Origin of the sequence: Mesorhizobium sp. WSM4976, assembly GCF_029625685.1 — a bacterium.
Lineage (GTDB): Bacteria > Pseudomonadota > Alphaproteobacteria > Rhizobiales > Rhizobiaceae > Mesorhizobium.
The window spans coordinates 48,795-71,379 of record NZ_JARTVT010000033.1 but is presented as its reverse complement, the minus strand read 5'-3'; the positions used below and the strand labels follow the sequence as shown (position 1 = coordinate 71,379).

At 63.8% G+C, this 22,585-nt stretch carries 29 protein-coding genes and 1 riboswitch; of the genes, 10 read left to right on the top strand and 19 right to left on the bottom strand.

Annotated elements, in window-relative coordinates; translation table 11 throughout:
- Nucleotides 1–57: 57 nt before the first annotated feature.
- From P9272_RS36120 to P9272_RS30705, 3 genes are all read right to left on the bottom strand, one after another.
- Nucleotides 58–450, bottom strand: a complete 393-nt coding sequence (locus P9272_RS36120; protein WP_347404082.1) for a hypothetical protein — start codon at nucleotides 448–450, stop codon at nucleotides 58–60.
- Nucleotides 451–561: 111 nt separating this feature from the next.
- Nucleotides 562–864, bottom strand: coding sequence for a hypothetical protein (locus P9272_RS30710; protein ID WP_278163667.1), 303 nt, complete (start codon nucleotides 862–864; stop codon nucleotides 562–564).
- The gene (locus tag P9272_RS30705; protein WP_278163670.1) at nucleotides 861–1,139 is read right to left on the bottom strand and encodes a hypothetical protein; all 279 of its coding nucleotides are present in this window, start codon (nucleotides 1,137–1,139) and stop codon (nucleotides 861–863) included. The genes P9272_RS30710 and P9272_RS30705 overlap by 4 nt, the downstream gene beginning before the upstream one ends.
- A gap of 116 nt (nucleotides 1,140–1,255) precedes the next feature.
- On the opposite strand from P9272_RS30705, the gene P9272_RS30700 reads away from it, so the two are divergent.
- The 3 genes from P9272_RS30700 to P9272_RS30690 all read left to right on the top strand — a co-directional run bounded on the left by P9272_RS30700 (nucleotide 1,256) and on the right by P9272_RS30690 (nucleotide 7,163).
- Entirely contained in the window at nucleotides 1,256–1,900 is a 645-nt protein-coding gene (locus P9272_RS30700; RefSeq protein ID WP_278163665.1) for an XRE family transcriptional regulator, read from the top strand.
- A gap of 128 nt (nucleotides 1,901–2,028) precedes the next feature.
- Nucleotides 2,029–6,372 carry a tetratricopeptide repeat protein gene (locus tag P9272_RS30695; protein WP_278163663.1) on the top strand — a complete coding sequence of 1,448 codons (4,344 nt, stop codon included), beginning with the start codon at nucleotides 2,029–2,031 and terminating at the stop codon, nucleotides 6,370–6,372.
- Between the two features lie 47 nt (nucleotides 6,373–6,419).
- Nucleotides 6,420–7,163: a hypothetical protein gene (locus P9272_RS30690; protein WP_278163660.1), complete on the top strand. Its 744-nt coding sequence runs from the start codon at nucleotides 6,420–6,422 to the stop codon at nucleotides 7,161–7,163.
- A gap of 62 nt (nucleotides 7,164–7,225) precedes the next feature.
- Here the strand turns inward: P9272_RS30690 and P9272_RS30685 are convergent, their stop codons facing one another.
- The 4 genes from P9272_RS30685 to P9272_RS30670 form a co-directional block, all read right to left on the bottom strand.
- Nucleotides 7,226–8,236: an ABC transporter substrate-binding protein gene (locus P9272_RS30685; protein ID WP_278163657.1), complete on the bottom strand. Its 1,011-nt coding sequence runs from the start codon at nucleotides 8,234–8,236 to the stop codon at nucleotides 7,226–7,228.
- Complete coding sequence (locus P9272_RS30680; protein WP_278163655.1) at nucleotides 8,229–9,005, bottom strand: ABC transporter ATP-binding protein; 777 nt, start codon at nucleotides 9,003–9,005, stop codon at nucleotides 8,229–8,231. Before P9272_RS30680 ends, P9272_RS30685 begins: the two co-directional genes overlap by 8 nt.
- Nucleotides 9,002–9,931: an ABC transporter permease gene (locus P9272_RS30675; protein WP_278163652.1), complete on the bottom strand. Its 930-nt coding sequence runs from the start codon at nucleotides 9,929–9,931 to the stop codon at nucleotides 9,002–9,004. The genes P9272_RS30680 and P9272_RS30675 overlap by 4 nt, the downstream gene beginning before the upstream one ends.
- Before the next feature lie 30 nt (nucleotides 9,932–9,961).
- A complete protein-coding gene (locus P9272_RS30670; protein ID WP_128260697.1) occupies nucleotides 9,962–10,570 on the bottom strand; it encodes a YkoF family thiamine/hydroxymethylpyrimidine-binding protein in 609 nt (202 codons plus the stop codon).
- A riboswitch (TPP riboswitch) is annotated at nucleotides 10,561–10,673 on the bottom strand. It overlaps the preceding gene by 10 nt.
- 204 nt (nucleotides 10,674–10,877) lie before the next feature.
- On the opposite strand from P9272_RS30670, the gene P9272_RS30665 reads away from it, so the two are divergent.
- A complete protein-coding gene (locus P9272_RS30665; RefSeq protein WP_278163650.1) occupies nucleotides 10,878–11,222 on the top strand; it encodes a hypothetical protein in 345 nt (114 codons plus the stop codon).
- A 200-nt stretch (nucleotides 11,223–11,422) separates the two neighbouring features.
- Complete coding sequence (locus tag P9272_RS30660) at nucleotides 11,423–11,632, top strand: hypothetical protein (RefSeq protein WP_278163648.1); 210 nt, start codon at nucleotides 11,423–11,425, stop codon at nucleotides 11,630–11,632.
- A 161-nt stretch (nucleotides 11,633–11,793) separates the two neighbouring features.
- Here P9272_RS30660 and P9272_RS30655 read toward each other — a convergent pair whose 3' ends face one another.
- From P9272_RS30655 to P9272_RS30635, 5 genes are all read right to left on the bottom strand, one after another.
- Nucleotides 11,794–12,294, bottom strand: coding sequence for a porin (locus P9272_RS30655; protein WP_278163646.1), 501 nt, complete (start codon nucleotides 12,292–12,294; stop codon nucleotides 11,794–11,796).
- An 18-nt stretch (nucleotides 12,295–12,312) separates the two neighbouring features.
- A complete protein-coding gene (locus tag P9272_RS30650) occupies nucleotides 12,313–12,813 on the bottom strand; it encodes a porin (protein ID WP_278163644.1) in 501 nt (166 codons plus the stop codon).
- Nucleotides 12,814–13,109: 296 nt separating this feature from the next.
- Complete coding sequence (locus tag P9272_RS30645) at nucleotides 13,110–13,367, bottom strand: DUF2934 domain-containing protein (RefSeq protein WP_128260700.1); 258 nt, start codon at nucleotides 13,365–13,367, stop codon at nucleotides 13,110–13,112.
- A gap of 107 nt (nucleotides 13,368–13,474) precedes the next feature.
- Entirely contained in the window at nucleotides 13,475–13,717 is a 243-nt protein-coding gene (locus tag P9272_RS30640) for a hypothetical protein (protein ID WP_278163643.1), read from the bottom strand.
- A gap of 96 nt (nucleotides 13,718–13,813) precedes the next feature.
- The gene (locus tag P9272_RS30635) at nucleotides 13,814–14,113 is read right to left on the bottom strand and encodes a DUF1236 domain-containing protein (protein WP_128260701.1); all 300 of its coding nucleotides are present in this window, start codon (nucleotides 14,111–14,113) and stop codon (nucleotides 13,814–13,816) included.
- A gap of 241 nt (nucleotides 14,114–14,354) precedes the next feature.
- Here P9272_RS30635 and P9272_RS30630 point away from each other — a divergent pair, with 241 nt between their 5' ends.
- Nucleotides 14,355–14,702 carry a DUF982 domain-containing protein gene (locus tag P9272_RS30630; RefSeq protein ID WP_128260702.1) on the top strand — a complete coding sequence of 116 codons (348 nt, stop codon included), beginning with the start codon at nucleotides 14,355–14,357 and terminating at the stop codon, nucleotides 14,700–14,702.
- Between the two features lie 137 nt (nucleotides 14,703–14,839).
- Here the strand turns inward: P9272_RS30630 and P9272_RS30625 are convergent, their stop codons facing one another.
- Nucleotides 14,840–15,061 (bottom strand): hypothetical protein, encoded by a 222-nt coding sequence (locus tag P9272_RS30625; RefSeq protein ID WP_128260748.1) that lies wholly within the window; start codon nucleotides 15,059–15,061, stop codon nucleotides 14,840–14,842.
- 219 nt (nucleotides 15,062–15,280) lie between these two features.
- On the bottom strand, nucleotides 15,281–15,580 hold the full coding sequence (locus P9272_RS30620; RefSeq protein WP_128260703.1) for a DUF1236 domain-containing protein: 300 nt from the start codon (nucleotides 15,578–15,580) through the stop codon (nucleotides 15,281–15,283).
- Nucleotides 15,581–15,831: 251 nt separating this feature from the next.
- Between P9272_RS30620 and P9272_RS30615 the strand changes: the two genes are divergently transcribed.
- Nucleotides 15,832–16,770, top strand: coding sequence for a DUF1236 domain-containing protein (locus P9272_RS30615; protein ID WP_278163640.1), 939 nt, complete (start codon nucleotides 15,832–15,834; stop codon nucleotides 16,768–16,770).
- A 268-nt stretch (nucleotides 16,771–17,038) separates the two neighbouring features.
- A complete protein-coding gene (locus tag P9272_RS30610; RefSeq protein WP_278163638.1) occupies nucleotides 17,039–17,404 on the top strand; it encodes an exopolysaccharide production repressor protein in 366 nt (121 codons plus the stop codon).
- 268 nt (nucleotides 17,405–17,672) lie between these two features.
- Here P9272_RS30610 and P9272_RS30605 read toward each other — a convergent pair whose 3' ends face one another.
- A complete protein-coding gene (locus tag P9272_RS30605) occupies nucleotides 17,673–18,080 on the bottom strand; it encodes a hypothetical protein (protein WP_128260705.1) in 408 nt (135 codons plus the stop codon).
- 489 nt (nucleotides 18,081–18,569) lie between these two features.
- Between P9272_RS30605 and P9272_RS30600 the strand changes: the two genes are divergently transcribed.
- The gene (locus P9272_RS30600; protein ID WP_128260750.1) at nucleotides 18,570–19,112 is read left to right on the top strand and encodes a DnaJ domain-containing protein; all 543 of its coding nucleotides are present in this window, start codon (nucleotides 18,570–18,572) and stop codon (nucleotides 19,110–19,112) included.
- A gap of 638 nt (nucleotides 19,113–19,750) precedes the next feature.
- On the opposite strand, the gene P9272_RS30595 is transcribed toward P9272_RS30600, so the two are convergent.
- Nucleotides 19,751–20,536, bottom strand: a complete 786-nt coding sequence (locus P9272_RS30595; RefSeq protein ID WP_278163635.1) for a hypothetical protein — start codon at nucleotides 20,534–20,536, stop codon at nucleotides 19,751–19,753.
- 363 nt (nucleotides 20,537–20,899) lie between these two features.
- Here P9272_RS30595 and P9272_RS30590 point away from each other — a divergent pair, with 363 nt between their 5' ends.
- Nucleotides 20,900–21,187, top strand: coding sequence for a hypothetical protein (locus tag P9272_RS30590; protein ID WP_278163633.1), 288 nt, complete (start codon nucleotides 20,900–20,902; stop codon nucleotides 21,185–21,187).
- A gap of 61 nt (nucleotides 21,188–21,248) precedes the next feature.
- Here P9272_RS30590 and P9272_RS30585 read toward each other — a convergent pair whose 3' ends face one another.
- The 3 genes from P9272_RS30585 to P9272_RS30575 all read right to left on the bottom strand — a co-directional run bounded on the left by P9272_RS30585 (nucleotide 21,249) and on the right by P9272_RS30575 (nucleotide 22,577).
- Nucleotides 21,249–21,536, bottom strand: coding sequence for a hypothetical protein (locus tag P9272_RS30585; protein WP_278163631.1), 288 nt, complete (start codon nucleotides 21,534–21,536; stop codon nucleotides 21,249–21,251).
- 179 nt (nucleotides 21,537–21,715) lie between these two features.
- Nucleotides 21,716–22,159 (bottom strand): TadE/TadG family type IV pilus assembly protein, encoded by a 444-nt coding sequence (locus P9272_RS30580; RefSeq protein WP_278163629.1) that lies wholly within the window; start codon nucleotides 22,157–22,159, stop codon nucleotides 21,716–21,718.
- Entirely contained in the window at nucleotides 22,149–22,577 is a 429-nt protein-coding gene (locus tag P9272_RS30575; protein ID WP_278163627.1) for a TadE/TadG family type IV pilus assembly protein, read from the bottom strand. Before P9272_RS30575 ends, P9272_RS30580 begins: the two co-directional genes overlap by 11 nt.
- Between the last annotated feature and the right edge of the window lie 8 nt (nucleotides 22,578–22,585).

Genomic DNA, 22,585 nt, shown 5'->3' with positions numbered 1-22,585 from the left:
CCGGTCCTCCCGGCTGGCAAGAAAACTGTCACCCATCTAATCGGTCCATTCTGTTACCTATCTATCCGGTTCGGACACCTGCCGGACATCTCCCCCGCAAGGGGGGAGATTGGCAGCTTCGCCGCCGGCGCCTTCCACGAACTCGGCGAACCTGGAAAGCGCGGCCGGCTCGGAGAGCGTTACCCCTCCGATCACTGTCCTGCCCCGCCGGCCTGGACGATCCGGCCGGGCATGTTTCCTCGGTCTGCCACCGGCGCGGCCGCCCTTCGGGTTGGCGAAGCCGATGGCGCGCAGGCCGGCGTTGCGGTGGACGATGCCGATGATGGCGTTGCGCGAGACCGGGGCGCCGCGCAGCGCGCTGAAGCGGCCGGCGATGCGCGAGGCCGAGAGCCCCTCCTTCAGCCAGGCTGCGATCTCGTCGATTTCCTTTTCGGTGTAGGCGGCTGCCATCTTCATATTCCGTCGATTGCTTGGGTCATGGGCATGCGAAAGCGCCGGGCTGAAGCCCAAGCGCCTGGGTTCGGCCGCGAGGCCGTCGGCGGGTTCAAAAAAGGGGTGGGATCAGGCCGGGCGCGCGGCCCCTTCCAGCTCGCGAAGCCTGGCTTCAGCCGCAGCCCGCGTCAGGCCCGACACCGCCCTGCCCGACGCGCGGTCGAACAGGATGACGGTGCCGTCCTCGGTGCGGATGCAGCTTATGCCCGGATTGGGGGCCGGAGCCGGGGGAGGAGCGGCTCCGGCCGTTCCGGTGAACCGGGGTGCGGGCGGTTCGACCGGATCCGGGGCAAGCGCCCCGGAATGCGCCCGGACCGGGGAGGAAGACAGTCCGGACGATCGGAATTCTAATGGTGAGGGCAGCGCGTTCATGCCGCCTCCCCTTGCATGGCGCCCGCGCGTTGCATGGCCGCGGCGCGGCCGGCCAGCCATTCGTAGCTGACGCCGGCGATGCCCAGCCGGCGGCTCGCCGCCACCACATGCGGCCAGTGCTGCGGCGCGATGCGGCCGCGCCGGCGCATCTGGCGCGCCGCCTCGTAGCCGCAGCCGACATCGGCGGCGAAAGCACCGATGCTGCCCCAACGATCGATAAGCCCAGAGATGCTGGTGGGCAGTCCCTGGATGCTCGTGGGCTGCGCGGGAATCACTGACAATGCGGAAATGCTTGCGGGATGCTCATTCATGCGCTAAGCGTACGTTATGTACGAATGACGCGCAAGCGAAATCGTACACTTTGCACGATAAATCTCAGGCATTTTGTACGATGATGGATTCCCGGCACAGATTGCAGCAGGCGCGCGCCCAGGCCGGCTATGCCTCGCCCAGCGATGCCGCGCGGGCGCTGCGCGAGATCAACAAGAACACGCTCATCAGCCATGAGAACGGCAACCGACCGTTGTCGCGGAAAGCCGCCGAGAAATACGGCCGGCTGTTCGGCGTCGACCCCGGCTGGCTGCTGTTCAATGGCAATTTGGGGGGCGATGGCGCGGAAGCGGCGCCTGTGCACCTTGCCCCCTCGCCCGTCACCGTAGACGTGCCGATCGTGTCGTGGATCAGCGCCGGCGAGCTGGGCAGCCAGGACAGCGTGGTCAACCTCTCCGACTATCCGACGATCCCCACCGCCGACCTCGAGGAAGGCGAATGGATCGCGCTGCGCGTCGACGGCCCGTCGATGAACAAGATCTCGCCTCCGGATTCGATCATCTTCGTCAATCTGCGCGACAAGCGGCTGGTGACCAATGGCTGCTATGTGATCTCGGACGAGACGGGACGGGCCACCTACAAGCGCTACCGCCCGAACGACAACCCGCCCTTCCAGCCGGCGTCGTATCTGGATATCCCGCCACCGGAGCTCGAAGGCGCGATCACCATCATCGGACGGGTGAGACGGTCGATCATCGACATGTGAAGGCGCATCCCTCGACGCAGGATCGATTTCGGCGGCCATTGCAATTTCTGCTTGCATTTTAGAACAAAGACAGAACTATATAGGAATTGCAGCCGCCGTCGCGGCAACTCCGGGGGGAGGATCAAGCCATGTCTCGCCGTACCGGCGCGATCTCGCGCATATTCGTTGCCGTGCTCTCACATGGGCTGGCGCTTGCGGGGATAGCGGTGCTTGGCGCTATCGCCACGCCCGCATCTGCCATTGCGAAGGACTATGCCCTTTGTTTCGGCGACGAAAGCGGCGACCGAAGCCCGAACAGCGGCCCGATCGACAAGAAGGGAGCCAACGCCGGCAAGATCTCGGCCGACCAGCGCATCGCCGCCTGCACGGCGATTGCCGAGGACGACAAGGAGACGTTGCGCCTGCGCACCAAGGCCTATTTCTATCGGGGCGCCGCTCGGGACGATAAGCAGGACTGGAATGGCGCGATCGCCGACTACGACAAGGCGATCGCGCTCGATCCAAAGGCGACCTCGGCGCTGTTCAACCGCGGCACCGACTGGTCCAACAAGGGGGACTACGACCGCGCGATCGCGGACTTCAACATTGTGATCAGCCTCGAACCGTCCGCCAGCGACGCCTATTCCAGCCGTGGCTCGGTCTTCCTGCGCAAGGGCAAGATCGACGCAGCCATGCTCGATTTCCAGCAGGCGATCGAGGCCGATCCGCAAAACGGCAACGCCCACACGGGACTCGGCACCGCCTGGAGCAAGACCGGCGAACGCGACAAGGCGATTGCGGAGTATGACAAGGCGATCCGCATCGATCCGACCGATTTCATCGCGCTCGTCAATCGCGGCCTCGCCTACGCCGCCAGGGACGAGTTCGATCGCGCCATTGCCGATTATGACGCCGCGCTGGCCGTGGACCCGGGGAGCGCCGATGCCTATGCCAACCGCAGCGCCGCCTGGATCGGCAAGAACGACTGGGCGCGCGCGATCGCCGATGCCAATAGGGCGATCGAGCTCGACGCAGGGATGGTCGACGGCTACTACGCCCGAGCCGTCGCCTGGGCGAACAAGGACAACGACGATCGCGCCCTCGCCGATTTCGACAAGGCGATCGCGCTCGATGCAACCGATGCCAGGGCGTGGCTCGGCCGGTCGCTGATGCGATCACGCAAAGGCGACAGCGCCGGCGCGGCGGCCGACTGCCGCAAGGCCATCGCGCTCGATCCGAAGAAGACTGGCAGTTGCGATGCGGGGCAGGATGACGCCGAGGTGCCTCCGGCGGAAACGGCGTCCAAGCCGGATCTTACCTCTTTGGCCAAGCAGTTGGAGGCCACCGGCAGGCAAGTTCGTTCCAAAGAGGCTGCCGCGCAAATCCGGGATGCATTGAAGCAGCAGGTCTCCGGCGACGTGCCGGGCGCGATCGCTTCCTTCGGCTATGCCATCTCACTCGATCCCGACAACGCCGAGGCCCATTACGACCGGGCGGTCGCCGCGGCCTCGCAAGGAGACAATGCCCTTGCCGCGAGCGACTGCCGGCGCGCTGTCGAACTCGACCCGCAGCGCGCCGGCGCGTGCGCCGCGCTCATGGCCGGCGGGCAAACCGTTCCGGCCGCGGGAACACAGGATCAGGCCCCTCAGGACCAAGCCTCCGCCAGGATACTGGTCGAACGCGCCGGCGCGCGCCTGGCAAAATATGGCGTCGACGGCGCGTTGCTCGATTTCGACAAGGCAATCGGCCTCGACCCCAAAAATGCCGACGCCTATCTCGGCCGCAGCCGCGCCAGGACACTCAAGGGCGACCAGGCCGGCGCGGCGGCCGATTGCCGGCGCGCCGTGGAGCTGGATCCCGCACGATCGAGAAGCTGCGACGAGCAGGCTGCCAGCGATGGGGGCAAAGCCGCACAGGCGCAGGACCTGGGGCAGCCAAAGCCAGGGGGCGGCGCGTCGGTCCCGCGACCCGTACTTCCGAATTTGGCGGCCACTGACGACACGCTGGCTGCAAAGTCTCTGGAGACAAAAGACCAGCGCGCGCTGCAAGCGATCCTCGGCGGCGATGCCTGGCTGGACATGGGCAAATATGACAAGGCGATCGGTTCCTATGACGTGGTGATCGCGCTCGAACCCGACAACCGCTTCGGCTATTTCGGCCGCGGCAGAGCCCGGGCCGCCACACGCGACTACGCCCAGGCGATCGCCGATTTCGACAGGGTCATTCAACTCGCCCCCAATTTTGCCGCGGCATATTTCCGCCGTGGCCTCGCCAAGGTGACATCAGGCGATGTCGATGGCGCCCTTGCCGACTGCGACCGGGCCGCCACGCTCGACCCGAAGGCGCGCGACGCCCACTATTGCGGAGGCATGGCCTGGCACGCCAAGGGCGACGCAGGACGCGCGATAGCCGCCTATACGGTGGCGATCGGCATCGATCCCAAGGACGATGCCATCTACTATGCGCGCGGCATGGCTCGCGCCGATAGCAAGGACTATACCGGCGCCATCGCCGACTTCGACGAGGCGCTCAAGCTCGATCCCGGCAATGGTGACTATGCCGTAGCCCGGAAGGCGGCGGTAGCGGCCAGCGGGGAGCCCGCCGCGAGCATTGCCAACGCGGATGGTTCCAATCTCGCCGCGAACGAACCGGACACCACCGCCGTCGCGCCGGCTGAGACCGCGGCTTCGGCCGAGCCAAGTGCGAGTGACGATCTTTCGCCTGCCGATCCGAAGTTGGCGAAGCTTATCGATACCAGCGATCCCCGCGTCCTGGTCGCGGTGGCCAAGGGCGACAGCCTCTTGCACGAAGAAAACTATGACGAAGCGATCGAGGCCTATGAAGAGGCCATCGCGATCGATCCCGAGAGCCCGCTCGCCTATTTCGGACGAGGCAAGGCCTTTGATGGCAAGAAGGATTTTGCCCGCGCAATCGCCGATTTCGACAAGGCCATCGCCATTATTCCCGACGTCGCCGCGCCGCTCACGCGCCGTGGTCTGGCCAAGGGCGCGGCGGGCGACGCGGACGGCGCGCTTGACGATTGCATCAAAGCCATCAGGCTCGACCCGAAAGCAAGCCGCGCCTTCTTCTGTACTGGAGCGGCCTGGTACGGCACCGGAGACCCGAAGCGAGCGATCGAGGCCTTTTCATCGGCGATCGAGATCGATCCGAAAGACGCGGCCAGCTATTATGGCCGCGGCATGGCTCGGGTCGACGCCAAAAACTACGCCGAAGCCATTGCCGACTTCGATCAGGCGGCCAAGCTAGACCCGCACAATCCAAACTACGCCGCCGCGCGCAAGGCAGCGACGGCCGCGCAGCAGAAAGGCGGCATGGGCGGTAATTCGATCGTACCATCCCCGAAGGAACTCGCGGCTTTCGTCGATCGCGGCTATGCGTTCTACCACAAGGGCAAATATGATCGTGCGATCGCCGAATTCAACAAGGCGATGGCTATCGATCCGCAAGATGCCTCACCCTATGTCGGACGGGCCATCGCGCTTGTCGCCAAAGGCAAGTACGACGCGGCGATCAAGGACTACAACAAGGTCATCGGGCTCTACCCCGACTATTCGGACGCTTACATCGGTCGCTCCGTCGCGTGGACCAAAAAGAACCAACCGGATCGCGCCATCGCCGATTTGAGCCGGGCGATCGAGCTCGACGCCAATGACGCGCAGGCCTATTTCGGGCGCGGCGGCGCCTTCGCCGCCAAGGGCGACTACGACCGGGCGATCGCCGATTTCGACCAGGCGCTGAAGCTCAATCCGAAGATGACGGTTGCCCGCGAAGGCCGCGAACTAGCACTGGCGGCGAAGGCAAGGACGTCAGGCAAGATCGAGAGCGGAGCGGCGACCTCGGCGGGCAGCATCCCACCTGCAGCCAGGGCGGCTTTCAAGAAGGCTCAGGTGCTGGACAACAAAAACGACTATGACGGTGCCATCGCGCTGTATGGCAAAGCGATTGCGCTGTTTCCCGCATATCGGGATGCATATGTGGCCCGTGCCTTCGCTTCCGAGATAAAGGGCGACTATGCCTATGCCATCGCCGATTACAGCCAGGCGATAGCCATCGATCCAGACATCGGTGACACCTACAGCGATCGCGGCCGCGTCCTCAGCTATCAGGGGGACTATGACGGAGCATCGGCGGACTACGAAAACGCCGTCCGCCTCGATCCGACAAACGCAAGGATATATGCCGGTCGGGGCGCGTTCCGCATGAAGCTCCATGAAGACACGGGAGCACTCAGCGATTTCGAGATGGTGCTTAGACTCGATCGCAACAATGTTTTCGGTTACTCGGGCCGCGGCACGATCCGCGCCCGCAAAGCGGACTATGACGGCGCCATCACCGACCTCAACCAAGCGATCAAGTTAAGGCCAAATTTCGCTGCCGCGTACAAATCGCGAAGCGCGGTGTGGGCAGCCAAGGGCGATTTGAAACGCGCCGAGGCCGACCGCAAGAAGGCACTGAGCCTCGGGGCGGAGTGAGCAGGGTGTCGGAGCGCCGGCGAATGTCACCTTGGAAATGGTTGCAAGTGGTGGCGGTCATCCCCGTAAGCATCATTGGGGCTGACGTGATGCCAACGATGTTCGGCGGCGGACACCACCACCATCAGTCTGTGGCGATGCCGCCCCGGACGCTCACCACCGCCGACATCGATGCCGAGATCCGGAAGCAGAATCTCGGGATCTTCGAGGCTATCGCCCGGGAGTTTCCGGACGACTACGATGCGATGCTGCGTAAGATCACTGCCGCGGCCCAGGCTGGAAACCAAACAGAAGTGCGCAATATCAGCAGGCAGGCGGTCGCCGATCTCAGGCATAGATACGCCCCGCTCCTGCCCACGACCCCCGACAGCAATGCTTCGGAAGTGCTTTCGGCGCAGCTCGACATGCTCAATCATGTCATGGCGCGCGAAACGCCGGCCACCTGCAACAATTACCTGCGCAACGGACCGGACGCGATCAGTGCGCCTGGTCACGATTTTCTGGCCGACCTGGACAGGATCGGCGCCACTCTGTTCCGCGCCTTCGGCGCCGCCAAAAGAAGCGGCCTGCCGGCGGTCGCGCCCAGCGATCAGGATTGGTCGCTGGTCGCTGACATTTTCAAAAAGATCGGCGGCACGCCGGCCGAGATGGAGGCCATCTCAAACGCCAACCAGGACTTCCCGGGCCTGTGTCCGGCCATGGCGAAATTCTATGAAGCCGCCCTGTCGCTGCAAGGCGAACCGGGGTGGCACATCAAAACCGCGCTGCTTCGCACCATCGTCAAGAATTAGGCTCCGCACCGGATTCCGGGCAAGGCGCCGGCGCAAGGCCGCGTTCCTTCGGCGCTTGGCCCCTACCCCAGAAACTCGTTCGTGAAATAGGCCGCCAGATCCGGCTTCTCCTTCAGCGCCTTGCCGTTGCCATCGAGCAGGATCCCCGAGGCGAACAGATACCCGCCCATCGCTTCCATCTTCGCCTTGTCCATGGTGCCGATGGCGCCGGCAGCACTTTTCAGGAAATGACCATCGTTCAGCGCCTTCAGCGACGCGTCGATCAGCGCCGGGTTGGTGAGCGTATCCTTGTTGGCGGCGACGAGCAGTTCGCCCGCCTCCTTCGCGTGATCAGCCGCGAAGGCATAGCCGGCCCGCGTCGCCTGGACGAAGGCAGCGGCTGCCTTGGGATTGGCGGCGAGGAAGGCGTTGCTGGAAACGATCAGCGTGGTGTGCTCGTCCGGCACGCCGTAATCGGCGTAGCGGAAGCTGCGCTGCTTCAAGCCTTTCAGCTCGGCCTCGACGCCTTCCCAGGTCGAGACTTCTAGCGTGAAGTCGACCGCGCCATTGGCCAGCGCCTCGTAGGCCGAGGTGCCCAGCGTCACGGTGGAAAAATCGCCCTTGCCGCCGTCATGGCGGATGATGGTCTGCAACAGCGCGTTCTCCCAGGCGCTGCCGAAGCCGCCATAGGTGAGGCCGTCGAGATTCTTCGGGCTTTTGATGGCGGCACGGTCGGCGTTGAAGACGACGCGGCCGGTTTCCGACTGGACGACGGCATAGACGGCCTTCAGGTCGGCGCCGGCGCTCTTTTGCGTGAACAGGCCGAGCGACCCCGAAATGCCGAAATCGGCGACACGGTTGGCCACCAGCGTGCCCGAGCCGGTGTCGCCATAGGGCAGGATTTCGACATCGAGCCCGGCATCCTTGTAGAAGCCCTTGTCGCGGGCGACGAACAGGCCGATGTGGTTGGTGTTGACGGTCCAGTCGAGCGCGACAGTGATTTTTTGCGCGGCTGCCCGGGCACGCGTGGCGGCCCCGGCGAATGGCAGGCTGGCGGCCAGGAACAGCGCCTGGCGGCGGGTAAGGTCAATCATTTCGGTTCTCCATCAGGTGGTCGTTGATCGGGGTCGGCTGGCCAAGCAGCGTGTCGAGGATGCCGGCCTCGATCGCCGCCGCCTCGCGGGCGAGCGCGGCGCTTTCGGTGCGCGGACGCGGCAGCGGCACGGCCACCTCACGCACCACGCGCGCGGGCCGCGCCGAAAGCACGTAGATGCGGTCGGATAGAAGCACCGCCTCACGCACGTCATGGGTGATCAGCAGTGCGGTCCAGCGGTGGCTTCGCCACATGCCTTCGAGCCAGCGCTGCATGGCCGCGCGGGTCAGCGCATCGAGCGCGCCGAAAGGCTCGTCGAGCAAAAGCATGTCGCGCTGCTGCACCACGGTGCGCAGCAGGGCCGCGCGCTGGCGCATGCCGCCGGAAAGCTCGGCCGGCCAGGCGCGCTCGAAGCCGGCAAGGCCGAACTCGGCGAACAGGGGCGCCACGCGCTCGCGCGCCGTGCTGCGCTTCATGCCCTGCACTTCAAGCCCCAGCGTGGCGTTGTCGATGACGCGCCGCCACGGCATCAGCGCGTCGCGCTGCGGCATGAAGGCGAAGCGGGCGCCATCGAGCGGCGCGCCGTCGAAGCGCATCTCGCCCTCGCCCCGGATCGCGCCCGTGAGGAGCTGGAACAGCGTCGACTTGCCGGCGCCGGACGGGCCTAGGATCGACACGAACTCACCCGCGCCGACATCGAGCGAAACGCCGGCCAGGACCTCGAGCGCGCCGAAGTTTTTTCGCACGTCGCGGAGCTGGAGCCGGGTCATGACCGGCGCTCGGAGGCTTCGGCCTTGCGGTTGCGCCCAGCCCTCTCCCAAGGCATGGCGAGGTGCTGCACCACGACGGCCAGACCAAACAATGCCAGTGTCAGCGCCGAGCTGACTGCAACGGCGGCAAGCACGAGATCGGGCCGAAAGTTGTTCTTGGCACTGAGCATGTAGATGCCCAGCCCCTTCGCGGCGCCCGCATATTCGGCGAAGATCGCGCCGACCACCGCATAGGTGATGGAGATGCGCAGTCCAGCGAAGAAATAGGGCAGCGCCGACGGCAGCCGCGCCAGCCAGAATATGCGCCAGCGCCCTGCTCCCATGGCGGCAAGCATCTGGCTGATTTCCGCACTTGTCGCGGCATAGCCTTCGACCAGCGCCACCATCATCGGGAAGAAGGTGACCAGCGCGACCAACAGGATCTTCGGCAACAGCCCGAAGCCGAACCACAAGACCACCAGCGGCGCGATCGCCACCAGCGGCAAGGTCTGGCTGGCGATCAGCAGCGGAAACAGCGCGCGGCGCAGGGGGGCCAAGAAATCGACCAGGGCCGAAAGCGCGAAGGCGGCGATCAGCGAGCAGGCGAAGCCGGCAAGCGTGGCGCGGATGGTGGGAAGCGTGTTTTCGGCAAGTGCGGCGCGGTTTTCCCAGGCTTGCTCCAGCACGCCGGACGGCGCGGGAAGCACGGTGGGCGCGATGCCGCCGAGACGGGCGTAGAATTCCCAGACGAGGAGGAGCAGGGCGAATGCGAGGGCGGCGGGGAAGAACCTGGCGAAGGCTCGCGTGAAGGCTGATCTCCACCCTTGTGGGGGAGATTGGCTGTCGCGCCCGCTTTCGCCAATCGCCGAAGGACCCCGTCCCTCTTCCGGGATAGGATCAGATGCGGAGTTCTCTCCCCCGCCCAGCAGATCGAATGAAACAGCCATAGCATCTACCTCGACAGCCTGAGCTTGGGCTCAAACCGCGGTCGGGCTGTTGGCCGAGATGGTGATGTCGAGTGTCACGTGGCCCGCGCCGGGGCCGAAGCGGCAGAAGGCTTCGTTGAGCGTGGCGAACACCGCGCCGGCGTCGCCGCGCAGCCTGGTGCAGAAGTTCTTGGAACGGTCGAACACGCCGGACTGTTTCAGGAAATCGATGCAGCCATAGATCTCGTCCATGTGGTCGCCGGTGCCCATCACATAGAGCGAGAATTGCGCCGCCACCGCCTGGTCGGTCGAAGGCGTCGACCGCACGGCGCCGAGCGCCGCGCGTTTGCGCTCGTCGAGCGGGATCGCCGGGCCGCCGATCTCGTCGGAGCGGCAGATCGGATCGTCCGGCTCGCCGGGGCAGCCGCGCGAGACGGCGGCCGACAGCACGCAATGCTTGCCGCTTTTGGCCGCCGCGACGAACAGGTCGCGCATGGCCGGGAACAGCACTTCGGGCGGCCCGACCAGCAGCGTCGAGATGTCGTCGGTCTCGATCCTCAGCCTGTCGCGGTAAGGGTCGAGCGCGCCGAGCGCGCCAAGGATGACGCCGACGAAATCGTCGGCCATGGGATAAAGGGAAATCTGTGCGCCGGAAAACATGGCCCGCCTCGCTCCGCTGGTATTATCCAGATCAGCTTTAGGGTCCGGAGGCTTGCCGCCACCATCTCAGCCCCGACCGTACGGAGCACCCCTGTGGATGGGCGCGTTAAAGCACTGTTTGCCGGGTTGGGGAAGCGGTTTTTTGCGGGAACCAATGGGCCACGAGTCTCATCTCCCCCTAGGGGGAGATGCCGACGGTTATAAGATTTCCGCGAATTTCTTATAACCGCCAATCGTTCAAATTGTACGAACTTCGCTTGACGATGTTTCGTACATAAAGTACGATATTTCCTTTGAGGGAATTTGCTTGAACACCGCGAACCATGCCGCTTTCGCCGACCTCTCCTGCCCTTTGCTGTCGCCGCTGCCGCTCGCCGAGCGCGAGCGCCTCGCCGGCGCCTGGCGCATGGCGAGCCAGGACATCGCCGACGACATCCGCTTCATCCGGCAATATCTGAAAGTGATCGCCGAGAAGGACGAGCGGCTGTCGACCGGCGCGCTGGTGCACGGCCGCGCCTATGTCGAAGCCTGCGCCGCCTGGCTGCCGGAAACGGTGGCGCGGTATCTGCGAAACCTCAGGCTGATCAGCGAGTGCGAAAGCGCGATGATCGCGGCGGGGGTGAGGTTCGCCCGGTCGAGCGACGCCTGGTGAGAGCTCCCCTCTCCCGTGCGGGCGACCGAAGGAGCCCGCGCCGCGGACCCTTCAACCAGCCGGCTGCAACCTCGGCTCGCCGCTCCGGCAAATGCATCGTTTCACACAATCGCCAATTGGTGGACGCGGGTGAGCGGCCGGGCGTTAATTCCTCCCGGGCGAAGGAGGGAATAGACGCATACCAGGGAGGAACATGTTTGATGCAACCGCAAATCGACATCGGCGCACTGCCCGAGGATCAGCCCTACGAAGTCACCTCATTTGCCAGAAGGCACGGACTGACGATTCCGGTGGCGGATGCGGTCCTTTTCGCCAAGGGTCCGTCGCCGTCGCGGGCCGCCTGCGATACCGCGGCACTTGCCCTTCTCTGCGCCGTCGCGCAATACGCCAGGAAGCAGGGTGGGCGCTAGAGCGTTTCACCGTTGCACGGAAACGGCGATCCGCTCCATCCGTTTGTTTTGGAGCAAATCCGGGCGGAAGGCTACGGCGAAGGCGCCGAGCCTAACCGCCCACACTTTTCCTGGAATTGCTCTAGCGGTTCGGCGGCGCACCTTCCCTTTTCTTGACCTTCCTACCAGCTGAACTGGAGCCCCGCATTGCCGCCGACCTGGCTGCCGGCGAAGGCGATGCCAAGCGTGGCGGTCAGTCGGCCGCCGTGGGCGAAGCCTTCGCTCAGCACGGCGGCGCCTGTGATGCCGAAGGCATTTGCATAGCCGGCATTCCCCCAGTTGACGCGCAGGCCGAAATGCTCGCCCTGCACGAGATCGGGCGCGGCGAGCGCGGCCGAGATCGAGGCGTTCTCGAAGGCGCGGGTGATGCGATTGTCGATGTCATCGACCTGGGCGGCCAATGCCGTCTTGCCAGTGACCGTCGTCGTCCCGCCCTGGCCATTGTCGACTTCCTGTTTGGTCACGCCGGTCTGGGCATTGATGCAGGTGTCGGTGCCCGGGCTGTAATAGTAGTTGGGACCGTAGGCGGAGCAGACCCTGACATATTCGACCGCCGCCTCGGATGGCGACGCAAGCAACGTTGCCGCGCCGAGAATGGCCGGCGCAAGGAAATATCTGAACATGATGCCCCCCGGCCGCTCTTACCAGGTCAGCTGCAGGCCGGCATTGCCGCCGACCGTCTTGCCGGAGAAGGCGACGCCCGCGGCGCCGGCCAGCCGGCCGTTGCCGCCAGGCATGAACCCCTCGCCCAGCACGGCCGCGCCGGTGAGGCCCATGGCATTGGACTGACCGGCATTGCCCCAGTTGACGCGGACGCCGAAATGCTCGCCCTGTACCAGGTCCGGGCTGGTCAGCGCCGACGCCACCGAGGCACCCTCGAAGGCGCGTTGGATGCGGCCGTCGATGTCGTCGACCTTGCTCGCCAGCGCCGTCTTGCCGACAACCACGCCGTCTTCGGTCAAGCGGCGCGTCTCGCCGGTATTGGCATTGATGCAGGTATCGGTGCCGGGACTGTAGTAGTATTGCGCGCCATAAAGCGTGCACACCTTGACATACTCGACCGGCTTGGCCAGCGCCGACGCCGGAAAGCCGCTTGCCGCTGCCAGAAATGCGAATGAAACAAGACGATGAATGCCCTGCATACCGTGGTCCCCCGGGAATTGGATTGAGAAAGCCCTCGCGTGAGACCACCATTGAGCTCCGCACCGCGTCAACGGCTGGCTCCGGGCCAATACCTGACTTTTACCGGGAGTATTCTGGTTAAATTCAATCTGGTGCCAAGGAGCAACAGTAGATTACCTAAACTTATTGAATCGGCGGCCTTCAACGGGAGTTCGAGCGTCTTCCTGCCAAACGGCCGGCCGTGGCCTCCCACGTCAGGTCATTGTCGGACATCGTTGTCGGGGTGACCCGGCGGCGGCGCGGCCGCCGAACCGATTCAGGCCTTGGTTTTGGGTTTCGCCGCCGCCTTCGCCTTGGCGGGGGCCTTGGCGGGCTTCTCCGCCTTGGCGGCTTTAGGCTTCTCGGCCTTGGCGGCGGCCGTCGTCTTCGGGCTCTTCGCCTTCGGCTTGCCTGCCGCGTCGATCTCGGCGACCGCCTGGTCCCAATGCTCCATATGAGCGCCTTCGGGCCGGCCGGCCTGCTCCCAGATCTCGTGCGCGCGCTGGCGAATGCGTTCGTGCCTGTCGTCCGTCACTGTCGCCTCCTAGGGTTGGATGGGTTCCCCGGCGCGAACACTAGCGGAATTTTGACGCGGCGTCTTCGGTATCACGCACATGCGACCGACTTAGGCGGCAAATTCGCTCAGTGTCCGTCGGTGACGACTCCGATGCCGAGATGCGCTGCCTTCTTTGTGATCAATCCGGCTAAATCCGCGTCAGAGCGGTCGGTGCCCGTGCGCTTGCGCAGCAGGGAAATTGCCTCCTGCATGGACAACAGGCCAGTCCTGTGCTCGGCCAACAGCTTGTCGACCTGCCGAGCGATGTCAGGTGATTCGACGTGTGGATGATGCATGGCAACGACTCCTTCCGCTTCGTTGCCTCCCAAACCGCTGCCTATCCTAGGCCTTGTGCCTCGATGCGAGAAGAGCCCTATCCTTCACCGAAGCATCCGGCTGGGGTCGGGCTCTTCAGGCGCCAGATGTTACTGGATCACCTGGACAACGCGGCGCGTGCCGGGATCGATCAGCACCGTGTGGTCGTTGACGACCGCATAGCGATACTTGACGTCCGGAACCTGCTGCAACTCGACGGTGTCGGGCACGGTCGAGCCGACGCCGAGCTCGAGGCCGAGCACGTTGACAGAGGCGATCGGATGCTTGTGGACATATTCCTTGACCACGGTCTGCTGCTCGGGGGTGACGATCACCTCGTCCGCGGCCGCGATGCCGATGCCGGCCATCAAAGCCAGGCCGGCGACAGCTGGAATGAGGGTGGTTTTCATCGTTTCTCTCCTGTTGCGTTCACGACGATCCTGCGGATCGCGTCTTGACGAGCTCCGCCCTGCCTCCGCGGGGGGCGGAAACATCGGCAAGTCGAATAGTTGAGCTCCCGGGGCAAACGTGCTCGGCGAGGTGTTGTTCCGTCAGCGACGACTAATTGAGGTGGCGGAACCTTCGCATCGGCTCTGCATTGGAAGGCATTGAAACTCCCCAAGACTTTGAACTCCAAAGGGCGCCGCCGTCATGCAAGAAGGTTACATCAGAAGCGACATCGAACTTCGCGCCCCCGTGGCGATCGCCGTTGGCGCCGGCTTCAAGCGCGAGATCGCCTCACTCACCGAGATGCAGAATTTTCTCAAGGAATGGCCGACGGCCTCGAGAGGCGAAAGCCACGCAACGGCGTTGCGCGCCTGCGAGGCGGCGCGGGCCGGAGAGATCGATCTCGACAAGGCGCGCCAGGCGTTCCTGGTCTTCGCGAAGAAGGCGGGTATCGAGTGGACCGGGGCCGATCCGGTCGCGGTGTTGCGCGAGGCCAAGATCAGACGCAGCAGGGCACGCGAAAGCCGGGCGCAGCAGCGGCCTGCGCACTGACAGCGCCGGTGCGCATTGGCCTTGCCGGCACGTTTCAGGGTCTGGCCGACAATATCCCGACGAGTGCGTCCGCGGACCGCCGGCCGGCGGCTGACGGTCGACTGGATCGATCGCGGGTTTTCGGCTGGCAGCCGTTCTCAGGTCGACGTTGATTCACCAAGCGCCTCGGTGACGAAGGACGCGGCGATCAGGTCGTCCGCATCGATTCGTAGGGAGCCTTCGCCGCCCCCCATGATGGCCGCGACCTTTTGGAAGGCCTTCATCTCATGGTCGGTGATCCGGGCGTCCCGCATCCTGGCTTTGAGATCGGCGACGCGCATCCCGAGGGACCGGGATGTTGCGACTTCTCGTTTCGACATGTTGGTCAAACTCCTCCTAGACCCGCCCGTATCTGCTCGCCGCCGCCCGAATCTCCACCCTGCCAATGATTTGTGTTGTCTATGAGACAGCGTGGGCCCAGAGCCGCTAACTCAAGCGCGGCGGGAAGGTTCCGTTAGCGTATGGTAACAAAATAAAAATCGGTTAATGGCCCGCCGCCGGAACTGGCGACGGGCCATCTGATTGCGGCGTGCTATCGGTTAATCGAGCACCTTGACGATCTTGCGAGTGCCAGGGTCGACAATCACTGTCCGGTTATCGACGACAACGTAACGGTATTTGACGTTCGGCACCTCGTGCAGTTCGACCGTGTCGGGAACCGTGCTGCCGATGTTCAACTCGACGCCCGGAACCTTCACCGAAGCCAGCGGCTGCTTGTGAACATACTCCTTGATGACGGTTTCCTGCTCCGGCGCGATGACGACATCCTGCGCGGCGGCGGCTCCGATGCCGGCAAGAAGCAGCAAGCCGGCGGCGGCGGAGGTGAAGTGCATTTTCATTGTTCGTCTCTCCTATGTGGATTGGCTCAAATCGCCTTGATGCTGCGCCTGCGATTTTCCACAGCGGGTCGGCATTGTCGTAACGCCAATCGCCTGGCGTTGTTCCTGCGAAATTTGGACCGCCGCCTGCAAAGATTGATGCCGCCGTGTTCCGCAAAACCAACCTTTTCGCCCCTTTCAGCAATTTCGGAACAATGCGTTTCGGGCGGGGTTACCCATGCGAAGGGACCGACTTTCCGAGGAGAAATCCAATGAAACACCTGCTGATCACAAGCATGATCGCGCTCAGTGTGAGTTGCGGCGCCGCGATGGCGCAAACCCAATCCGCGCAGCCAAGCGGCGGCGACAACAATTGCGCGGCCGGCACGGCCGATTGCCAGAAAGGCGGCAAGGCAGGCGGGCAGGCCCAGGGCGAGACCAAATCGAAAACCGAAATGAACGCCCAGGGCAAGGCCGGCGCCAACACGCAGGAGCAGGCCCAGGGCAAGGCCAAGATGAAGACCGATGAGCAGGCCCAGGGCCAGGCCGGCACCAAGACCGACCAGAACGCCCAGGACAACACGCAGCTCAAGAAGAAGCAGCAGGCCCAGGGCAAGGCCGGCACGAACACCGAGCAGAACGCTCAGGGCGGCACCACCAAGATGCAGACGGAACAGAACGCCCAGGGCAAGACCGGCACCAGCACCGAGCAGAATGCCCAGGACAACACCACGCTTAAGAAGAAACAGCAGGCTCAGGGCAAGACCGGCACCACCACCGAGCAGAATGCTCAGAGCGGCACCACCAAGACGCAGACCGAGCAGAATGCCCAGGGCGGCACCACCAAGATGCAGACCCAGCAGAACGCTCAGACCAACACCGGCACCAAGACCGAGCAGAATGCCCAGGGCAACACCAATGTCGAGACCGACCAGAACAAGACGGCCTCGATCAACAACGTGACGGTGGAGCAGAGGACGCAGATCACGCAGGTCATTCATGAAACCCATGTCGAGCCGGTTCGCGACGTCAACTTCGACATTTCAGTCGGCGTCGAGGTGCCGCGGCACAAGATCCGCCTGCACCGCCTGCCGGCTCGCATCGTCAAGATCGTGCCTGCCTATGAATCCTACGAGTATTTCGTGCTGGCCGATGGACGCATCGTCATTGTCGACCCCGACACTTACAAGATCGTCGTGATCCTGAGCTGACAAGGACAGCATGAAGACAAAAAAGGCCCGCCTCGGCGGGTCTTTTTTTCGTCCGGCCGTCGTTGCCCTTACAAGTATCGCCGCCCGTCGTCGACGCGGTCCATAAGGCGCTGCTTGAATGCCGCCGGCCATGGAACGATCCGGCGCAATTGCCGGTTGTTACAAGGAAGTCCTGCATCCTTGGTCCCTGTCGGTGCGGACGATGGTGCGGCCGGGCCGCGGGCAGATTGTTCAAGCTTGCGGTCCCCCCGGAAAAGGTGCAAGGGTCATGACGGGTAGAGATATGGGCGAGATCGTCGACGACTGGACATGGTCGCGGCGCTCGGTTGGGCAAATGTATTTTCCGCAGTTTCTTGTGGGAATGGCGGCGACGCTTCTGGTGATCCTCGGCTGGACATTCATGTCCACGGGATCGATGTGGGCGGCATTGGGCTGGACGGTCCTTGCCGCGGTTATTCTGCAGGCCGGCTACTTCGCGGCGGTGCTGTGGCTGGTGCATGGCGAGGCACGCGTGACCGACGAGGCCAAGTCGAGCGACGGCGCCGCCTCGCCCGCCAAATTGCCTGGCCCGTTCGAGCGCGATGGCATCATCCGCGCTCTCATCTCGCTGCTGTTTCCGAAGCTTCTGCCTTAACCGGCGTAGCCTTCTCGCGAAGGGCCGGCCAATCGCCTTTCCCGGAAACCGGCTGCAATCCGTTTCGTCCGACACACTGCACGCCTCTGCTCGAGCGCAGCGAGCCGGCCTAGCCCCGCGTTATGCTTCCGAAGCGCGATCAGTTTGGTATTGTCAACATCGCCCGTCTGCAACAAAGGTTGTTCGGCCCAACGCTGACGGCCGGCTTGTCGTGCTCCTGGTTGGAGGCCCCAGCCCGTCCAGGCCGAGGCCCCCTGCTCGAACCAGGCTAGCGTGCCGCGGCTGGTGAGGCGGAGCGCACCGTCTCCGACGACGAGAAGACGACCAAGCCAAAAACCAGCACTGCGGCTGCGACGATCAGCGAGCCTATCGCCACCACCGGCTCGATCTCCGGATGGCCTGCCGCCAGCATCCAGTAGAGCGCCGGCAGCATGATCACGATGCCGATCGTATAGAGGCCGTAATGGATCATGGCGATGCGGCGCTCGGCCTTGGCGGGGTTGAGCGCATAATAGCCGCCGAAGATGGCGCTGGTGACCCAGCCAAGAAGATTGATGTGGGCATGCGCCGGGAAGGCGCTGTGATCGCCCGAAATCGCCATCCGCAGCCCGGCGGCGATGCCCAGGATGAGAAAGATGATAGCTGTCTTGAAGAAGAGTTCCGATACGCGTGGCATTTCTGTTGTCCCTCCCAATGCCTCTGTGGACCCGACTCTGTGAAGTCTATATCCAGCAAGCCATATTAGCCATGGCTTAGCCATGGCGCACCTTAAAGCATGTCTCCCGAAAGTGGGAACCGGTTTCGGGATAAGGACATGCGTAAAACCGAATCCGTAGGATCGCGACGCGCTTTAGGTCGGGGAAGCCTTCGGGCGAAAGCCGGGAGGCTGCCTCGAAAAAAGGGCTCGCCTCTTTCGAGGCGAGCCAAGAGGGGAGCCGGGCTTGAGGTCGGCCCCCATCCAGGTTGCCACCTGAATTTCAGACCGCGCCAACCTAGAGCAATTCCAGGAAAAGTGTGAGCGGTTTTCTGCCCGGAGGGTTGTTCCGGGAGGAACAGCTTTGCACATGGCTGATGTCGACCCCCTCCCGCGCCTTGCATATGTGCAGCATTTGGGCAATGCTTGGGGTCGGGGGAGTGGTTTCCGTAATTGCGGAAGCACGATTACATGTTCATTGACTACTACGAAATTCTGGAAATAAGCCCGAAGGCCAATTCTGAGACAATCGAGCGGATTTTCCGTTATTTTGCTATGCGCTATCATCCCGATAATCGGGAAACAGGCAATGAATCGCGCTTCAGCGAGATCGTCGAGGCCCACAATACGCTGCGGGATCCAGTCAAGCGGGCCCAGTACGACATCCTCTACCGCGAGCATCTGGGCCTTCGCCACGAACTCACGGATGGCGCGCGCGACGGCGGCGGCATGGACAGGGATGCCGCCATCCAGGCCAATTTGCTGTCGCTTCTCTATGTGAGGCGCCGACGCGACGTCAACAATCCAGGCATCGGAGACGACGAGCTCGAACGCCTGTCGGGCTGTCCGCGCGAGCACCTTGAATTCCACCTTTGGTACCTCAAGGCGAAGGGCTTCATCGGCAGGACAGAGAACGGAACGTTCGCCATCACGGTCGAGGGCATCGACCACGCCGGGAGCAAACAGGGCCGCGGCCGCCCGGACGCCACCCGCCTGCTCGATCACGCGGACTAGCTCGAAAATCGAAAGCCCGCCGACTGGGTTTTGAACCAGTGGCGGGCTCGATGAAGGAACAGCTACATCCCTGAGGAATCGACTGCCGTCTTCTCAACTCCCCATATCTGGGCTCGGGTCGCCGGGGGCGGAGTCTAAGCCATGCGCCATGGCGGGCAAGAACAGGGAGTCCCCATTTACATTGGCACTGTGCTTCATCGGAAACAAGGTGCCGGAGGTCCGACGCCCTGACGCATTGGGCCGAGTTGCCGTCCGTCGAGGATGAATGCAAGCACGCCACCCAAAACCCTCATGCAATCCTGCGCGGCTTACCTCCCGACGTCGAAAGTTGTTGCCGGCCACTTAGGTTGAGGATAGGTGTATCGGAATACGATACTTTTTGAGGCGTCGAGTGAGTGACGCCCGAACGTCGCGCCCTGCCCTTTCATCCTCCAAGAAAGCACCGGCCGTTCGTGAATCCAGGTGGCAACCTGTAGCGGGAACCGACACCCAACAATGCGGCTCCCGCTTTGGCTCGCCTCGCCCCGGGGCGAGCCTCTGTTTTCCGCGAGCGCGAAGCGTTGCCGCCGAAATGCCAAAAAGCCGCCGGGCGAGGCCCGGCGGCTTTCTGGTTCACCCTCTGCTCGGTTCTCCCGGCCTTATGGGGTTGTCGTGGCCGCTGCCATGGCGTCGATCTTGCTCGCCAGCGTGTCCTTGGCCCAGGCGGTGACGTCGGCGTCGACCGGCTTGTTGGCCATGTCGGTCAGCGCCGCGTCCAGGGAGGCATCGGTGGGCGCCGGGTTCGCGGCAACCGCGGCCTGCGCATCGGTGACTGCCTGCGTGTCGGCGGTGATAGCCGCGTTCTGAGCGTCGATCTGGCTCTGAACATCGGCGATCTGCGCATCGAGGGCCGCCTGCTGTTCTGGCGTGAAGCCCGTCGTGTCAGTCGCGTTGAGATCGGCGAGCTGCTGGGTAAGACTGGCGAGCTTGCTCTGGTCGGCCGCCAGTTGCGCGTTCGCCGCGTCGAGCTTGGCCTGCGCGTTCTTGGCCGCCGCTGCCTGCGTCACGTAGGCCTGTATGCTGGCGAACTTCTTGCTCTTGGAATTCATGTAGGCGTTGATGTTGCGCTGCAAGGAATTCAGCCGACCGAGCTTGGCGTGAATGTTCTTCCCACTTGGCGTGGAAGCGGTCGTGGTGGTGTCGGTCGAGCTATCGTCCGAGCTGTCGTCGGTGCCCTTGTTCTGGCCCGGGGCCGAGGCCGACTTGCCATGTGTTGCGCCGCTGTTGCCGTTGCCGCCGGCATTACCGTTTCCGTTGCCGCCGTTGCCGCTATTACCATGGCCGCCGCCGTTGCCGCCGCCATTGCCGTTGCCGCCGGCAAGCGCCGGAGCAGCCGCGAGCGCCAGGATGGCAAGGGATGCCAGGAGTGTTTTTCGCAAAGTCATTGTCCTTCTCCGCAGATGAATCGTTACCTTGGCCCAACCGCTAGGCAGCGTCTTATGAGAATTTCCTAACGGCGTCGGATAAACTTTAAGCAACTGCGGTCGCGAACTGAGAGCATTGCGTGACTTGCCACATAATTTTCGTGAGAAATCCCTCTAAGCCGTTGAAAATAATATCGAAAACAAAGGGCCGAGCACCCTTGGGCCCATTGGAAAAATGAGTGCCCTTGTCCAGCCGGACCATGGTCCCAAACATTTCTCCAAGTCATCGAAAGCCGCTCAGACCCCTGCGCATTGGCGTCGGAACACTTGTGCACCGGCGGGGTTGAACAACCGAAGGGATACTAGCCGAAAGGACCAAATCTCATGAAACCGATACTTCTTGCCGCCGCCCTGCTTGCCCTGTCCGGCGGTCTGGCGACGGCGCAGTCGGGCACATCGTCTGGTTCTTCATCGACGTCCACGACGACGATGCCCAGCAGCCAGGACACGGACCAGACCAAGACGAACTCGACCAACCCGAATTCGGCGAAGGATTGCGCGCCTGGACAACAGACGACCGGCACCGCGAAGCAAGCCGCCCCCGGCCAGCAGGACACGAGCGCCAAATCGAACGCACCCGGCCAGATGAAAACGACAGCCCAGGGCTGCTAGGACCTCGGAGCTCCACTGAAACGGCGAGCCGCCCGCCCGCCTCGTCGGACCGGCGGCCGTTTCAGGCGCTTTCAACGTCGCCGGCGGCCGCGGCGGAAGAGCTATCCGACGCCTGACCTCCGTCTGCCGGGCCGGCCGGGGAAAGCACGGTAAGATCCATGCGGGCGATGCGGGACGCGGCCTTTCCCTGCGCGTTCGAGTCGTCGGCATCCGTATCGGAAACGGAGGCCTTTGCCAGGTGGCCGATGCTTTCCGCGCTCCTGCCCGGGAAGGTTTCCGACGGTCCCTGAGGTTTGCTCGAATGATGCACGATGCCAGCACCATGCTGGCTTCCGACGGGAGAGGTCATGGCTGCGCTCCTGATAGGATGACCGCAAATCCCTAGCATTCGTGGCTGGCGCCAGCCTTGCGAGCTTTAGAGATTGCTAAGATGGTACGCCGACCGCCGGAGCGAATGGGAGGGCACGCATGCCCCCGGCTCTTCACCCTCGCGGCGAGGGGTTTCATGTGCTGTTTGCCCGCACCCTTCTAGCCGCCGACCAGCGGCACGGTCACGGACGTCGTGTAGTTGATCGGATAGTCGCTGAAATACGGGAAGTTGATGACGAAGGCGTAGCTGGCATTGACATGGGCCATGCGGAAGCCGCCGCTCGCCGGATCGGTGACGATGGTGACGTTCACATTCTGCAGGCCAAGCGCCTGCAGCTTCTGCGTGGCGACCGCCTGGACGTCGGCCTGCGTCAGCGTGTTGTTGAGCTGCAACGAGCGCGCCGAGGCCTCCAGCGCATAGCGCACGCTGGAGGTGGTGTTCATCGACCAGCCGAAGGCGAAGATTCCGAACAAGAGCATGATCAGGACAGGCGCGACCAGGGCGAATTCAATGGCGCTTCCGCCCGACAGGTTGCCGGCAAATGCCCAGGGCAGCCGGGTCCACCCTCCGCGCGCCTTTCCTGGAGCTGCCCTAGCGGACACGGACCACCTGCAAATGACCGAGCGTGGTGTTGTCCGGGTAAGGGCCGAAGGTGAAGGGCGGAGTCCAGGTGCCAGTCGCCTGGATCTGGACATAGACAGACGGCGCTTTCGGGCCGCTGCACAGGGTTGAGGCATCGACGACGGTCGTTCCGCATTGGTAGATGCGGCTGATGACGACCTGGGCATCGGAAGGCTTGTTCTCCCAGCTCGCCAGCGCGGCGGCCTGGATCGCCGCGTCATCGGAGGATCCGGCCATCACGAGGTTGGCGGCCGTCTTGACGCCGGCGCGCATCGACATCGAACTGGTGACATAGGACCAGCCGTCCAAGGTGCCAAGCAACGCCGCGCACAGGACAGGCAAGACCAGGGCGAGCTCCACCGCGGCGATGCCCGTTTCATCGCGAATGGCCTGGATCAATCGACGGA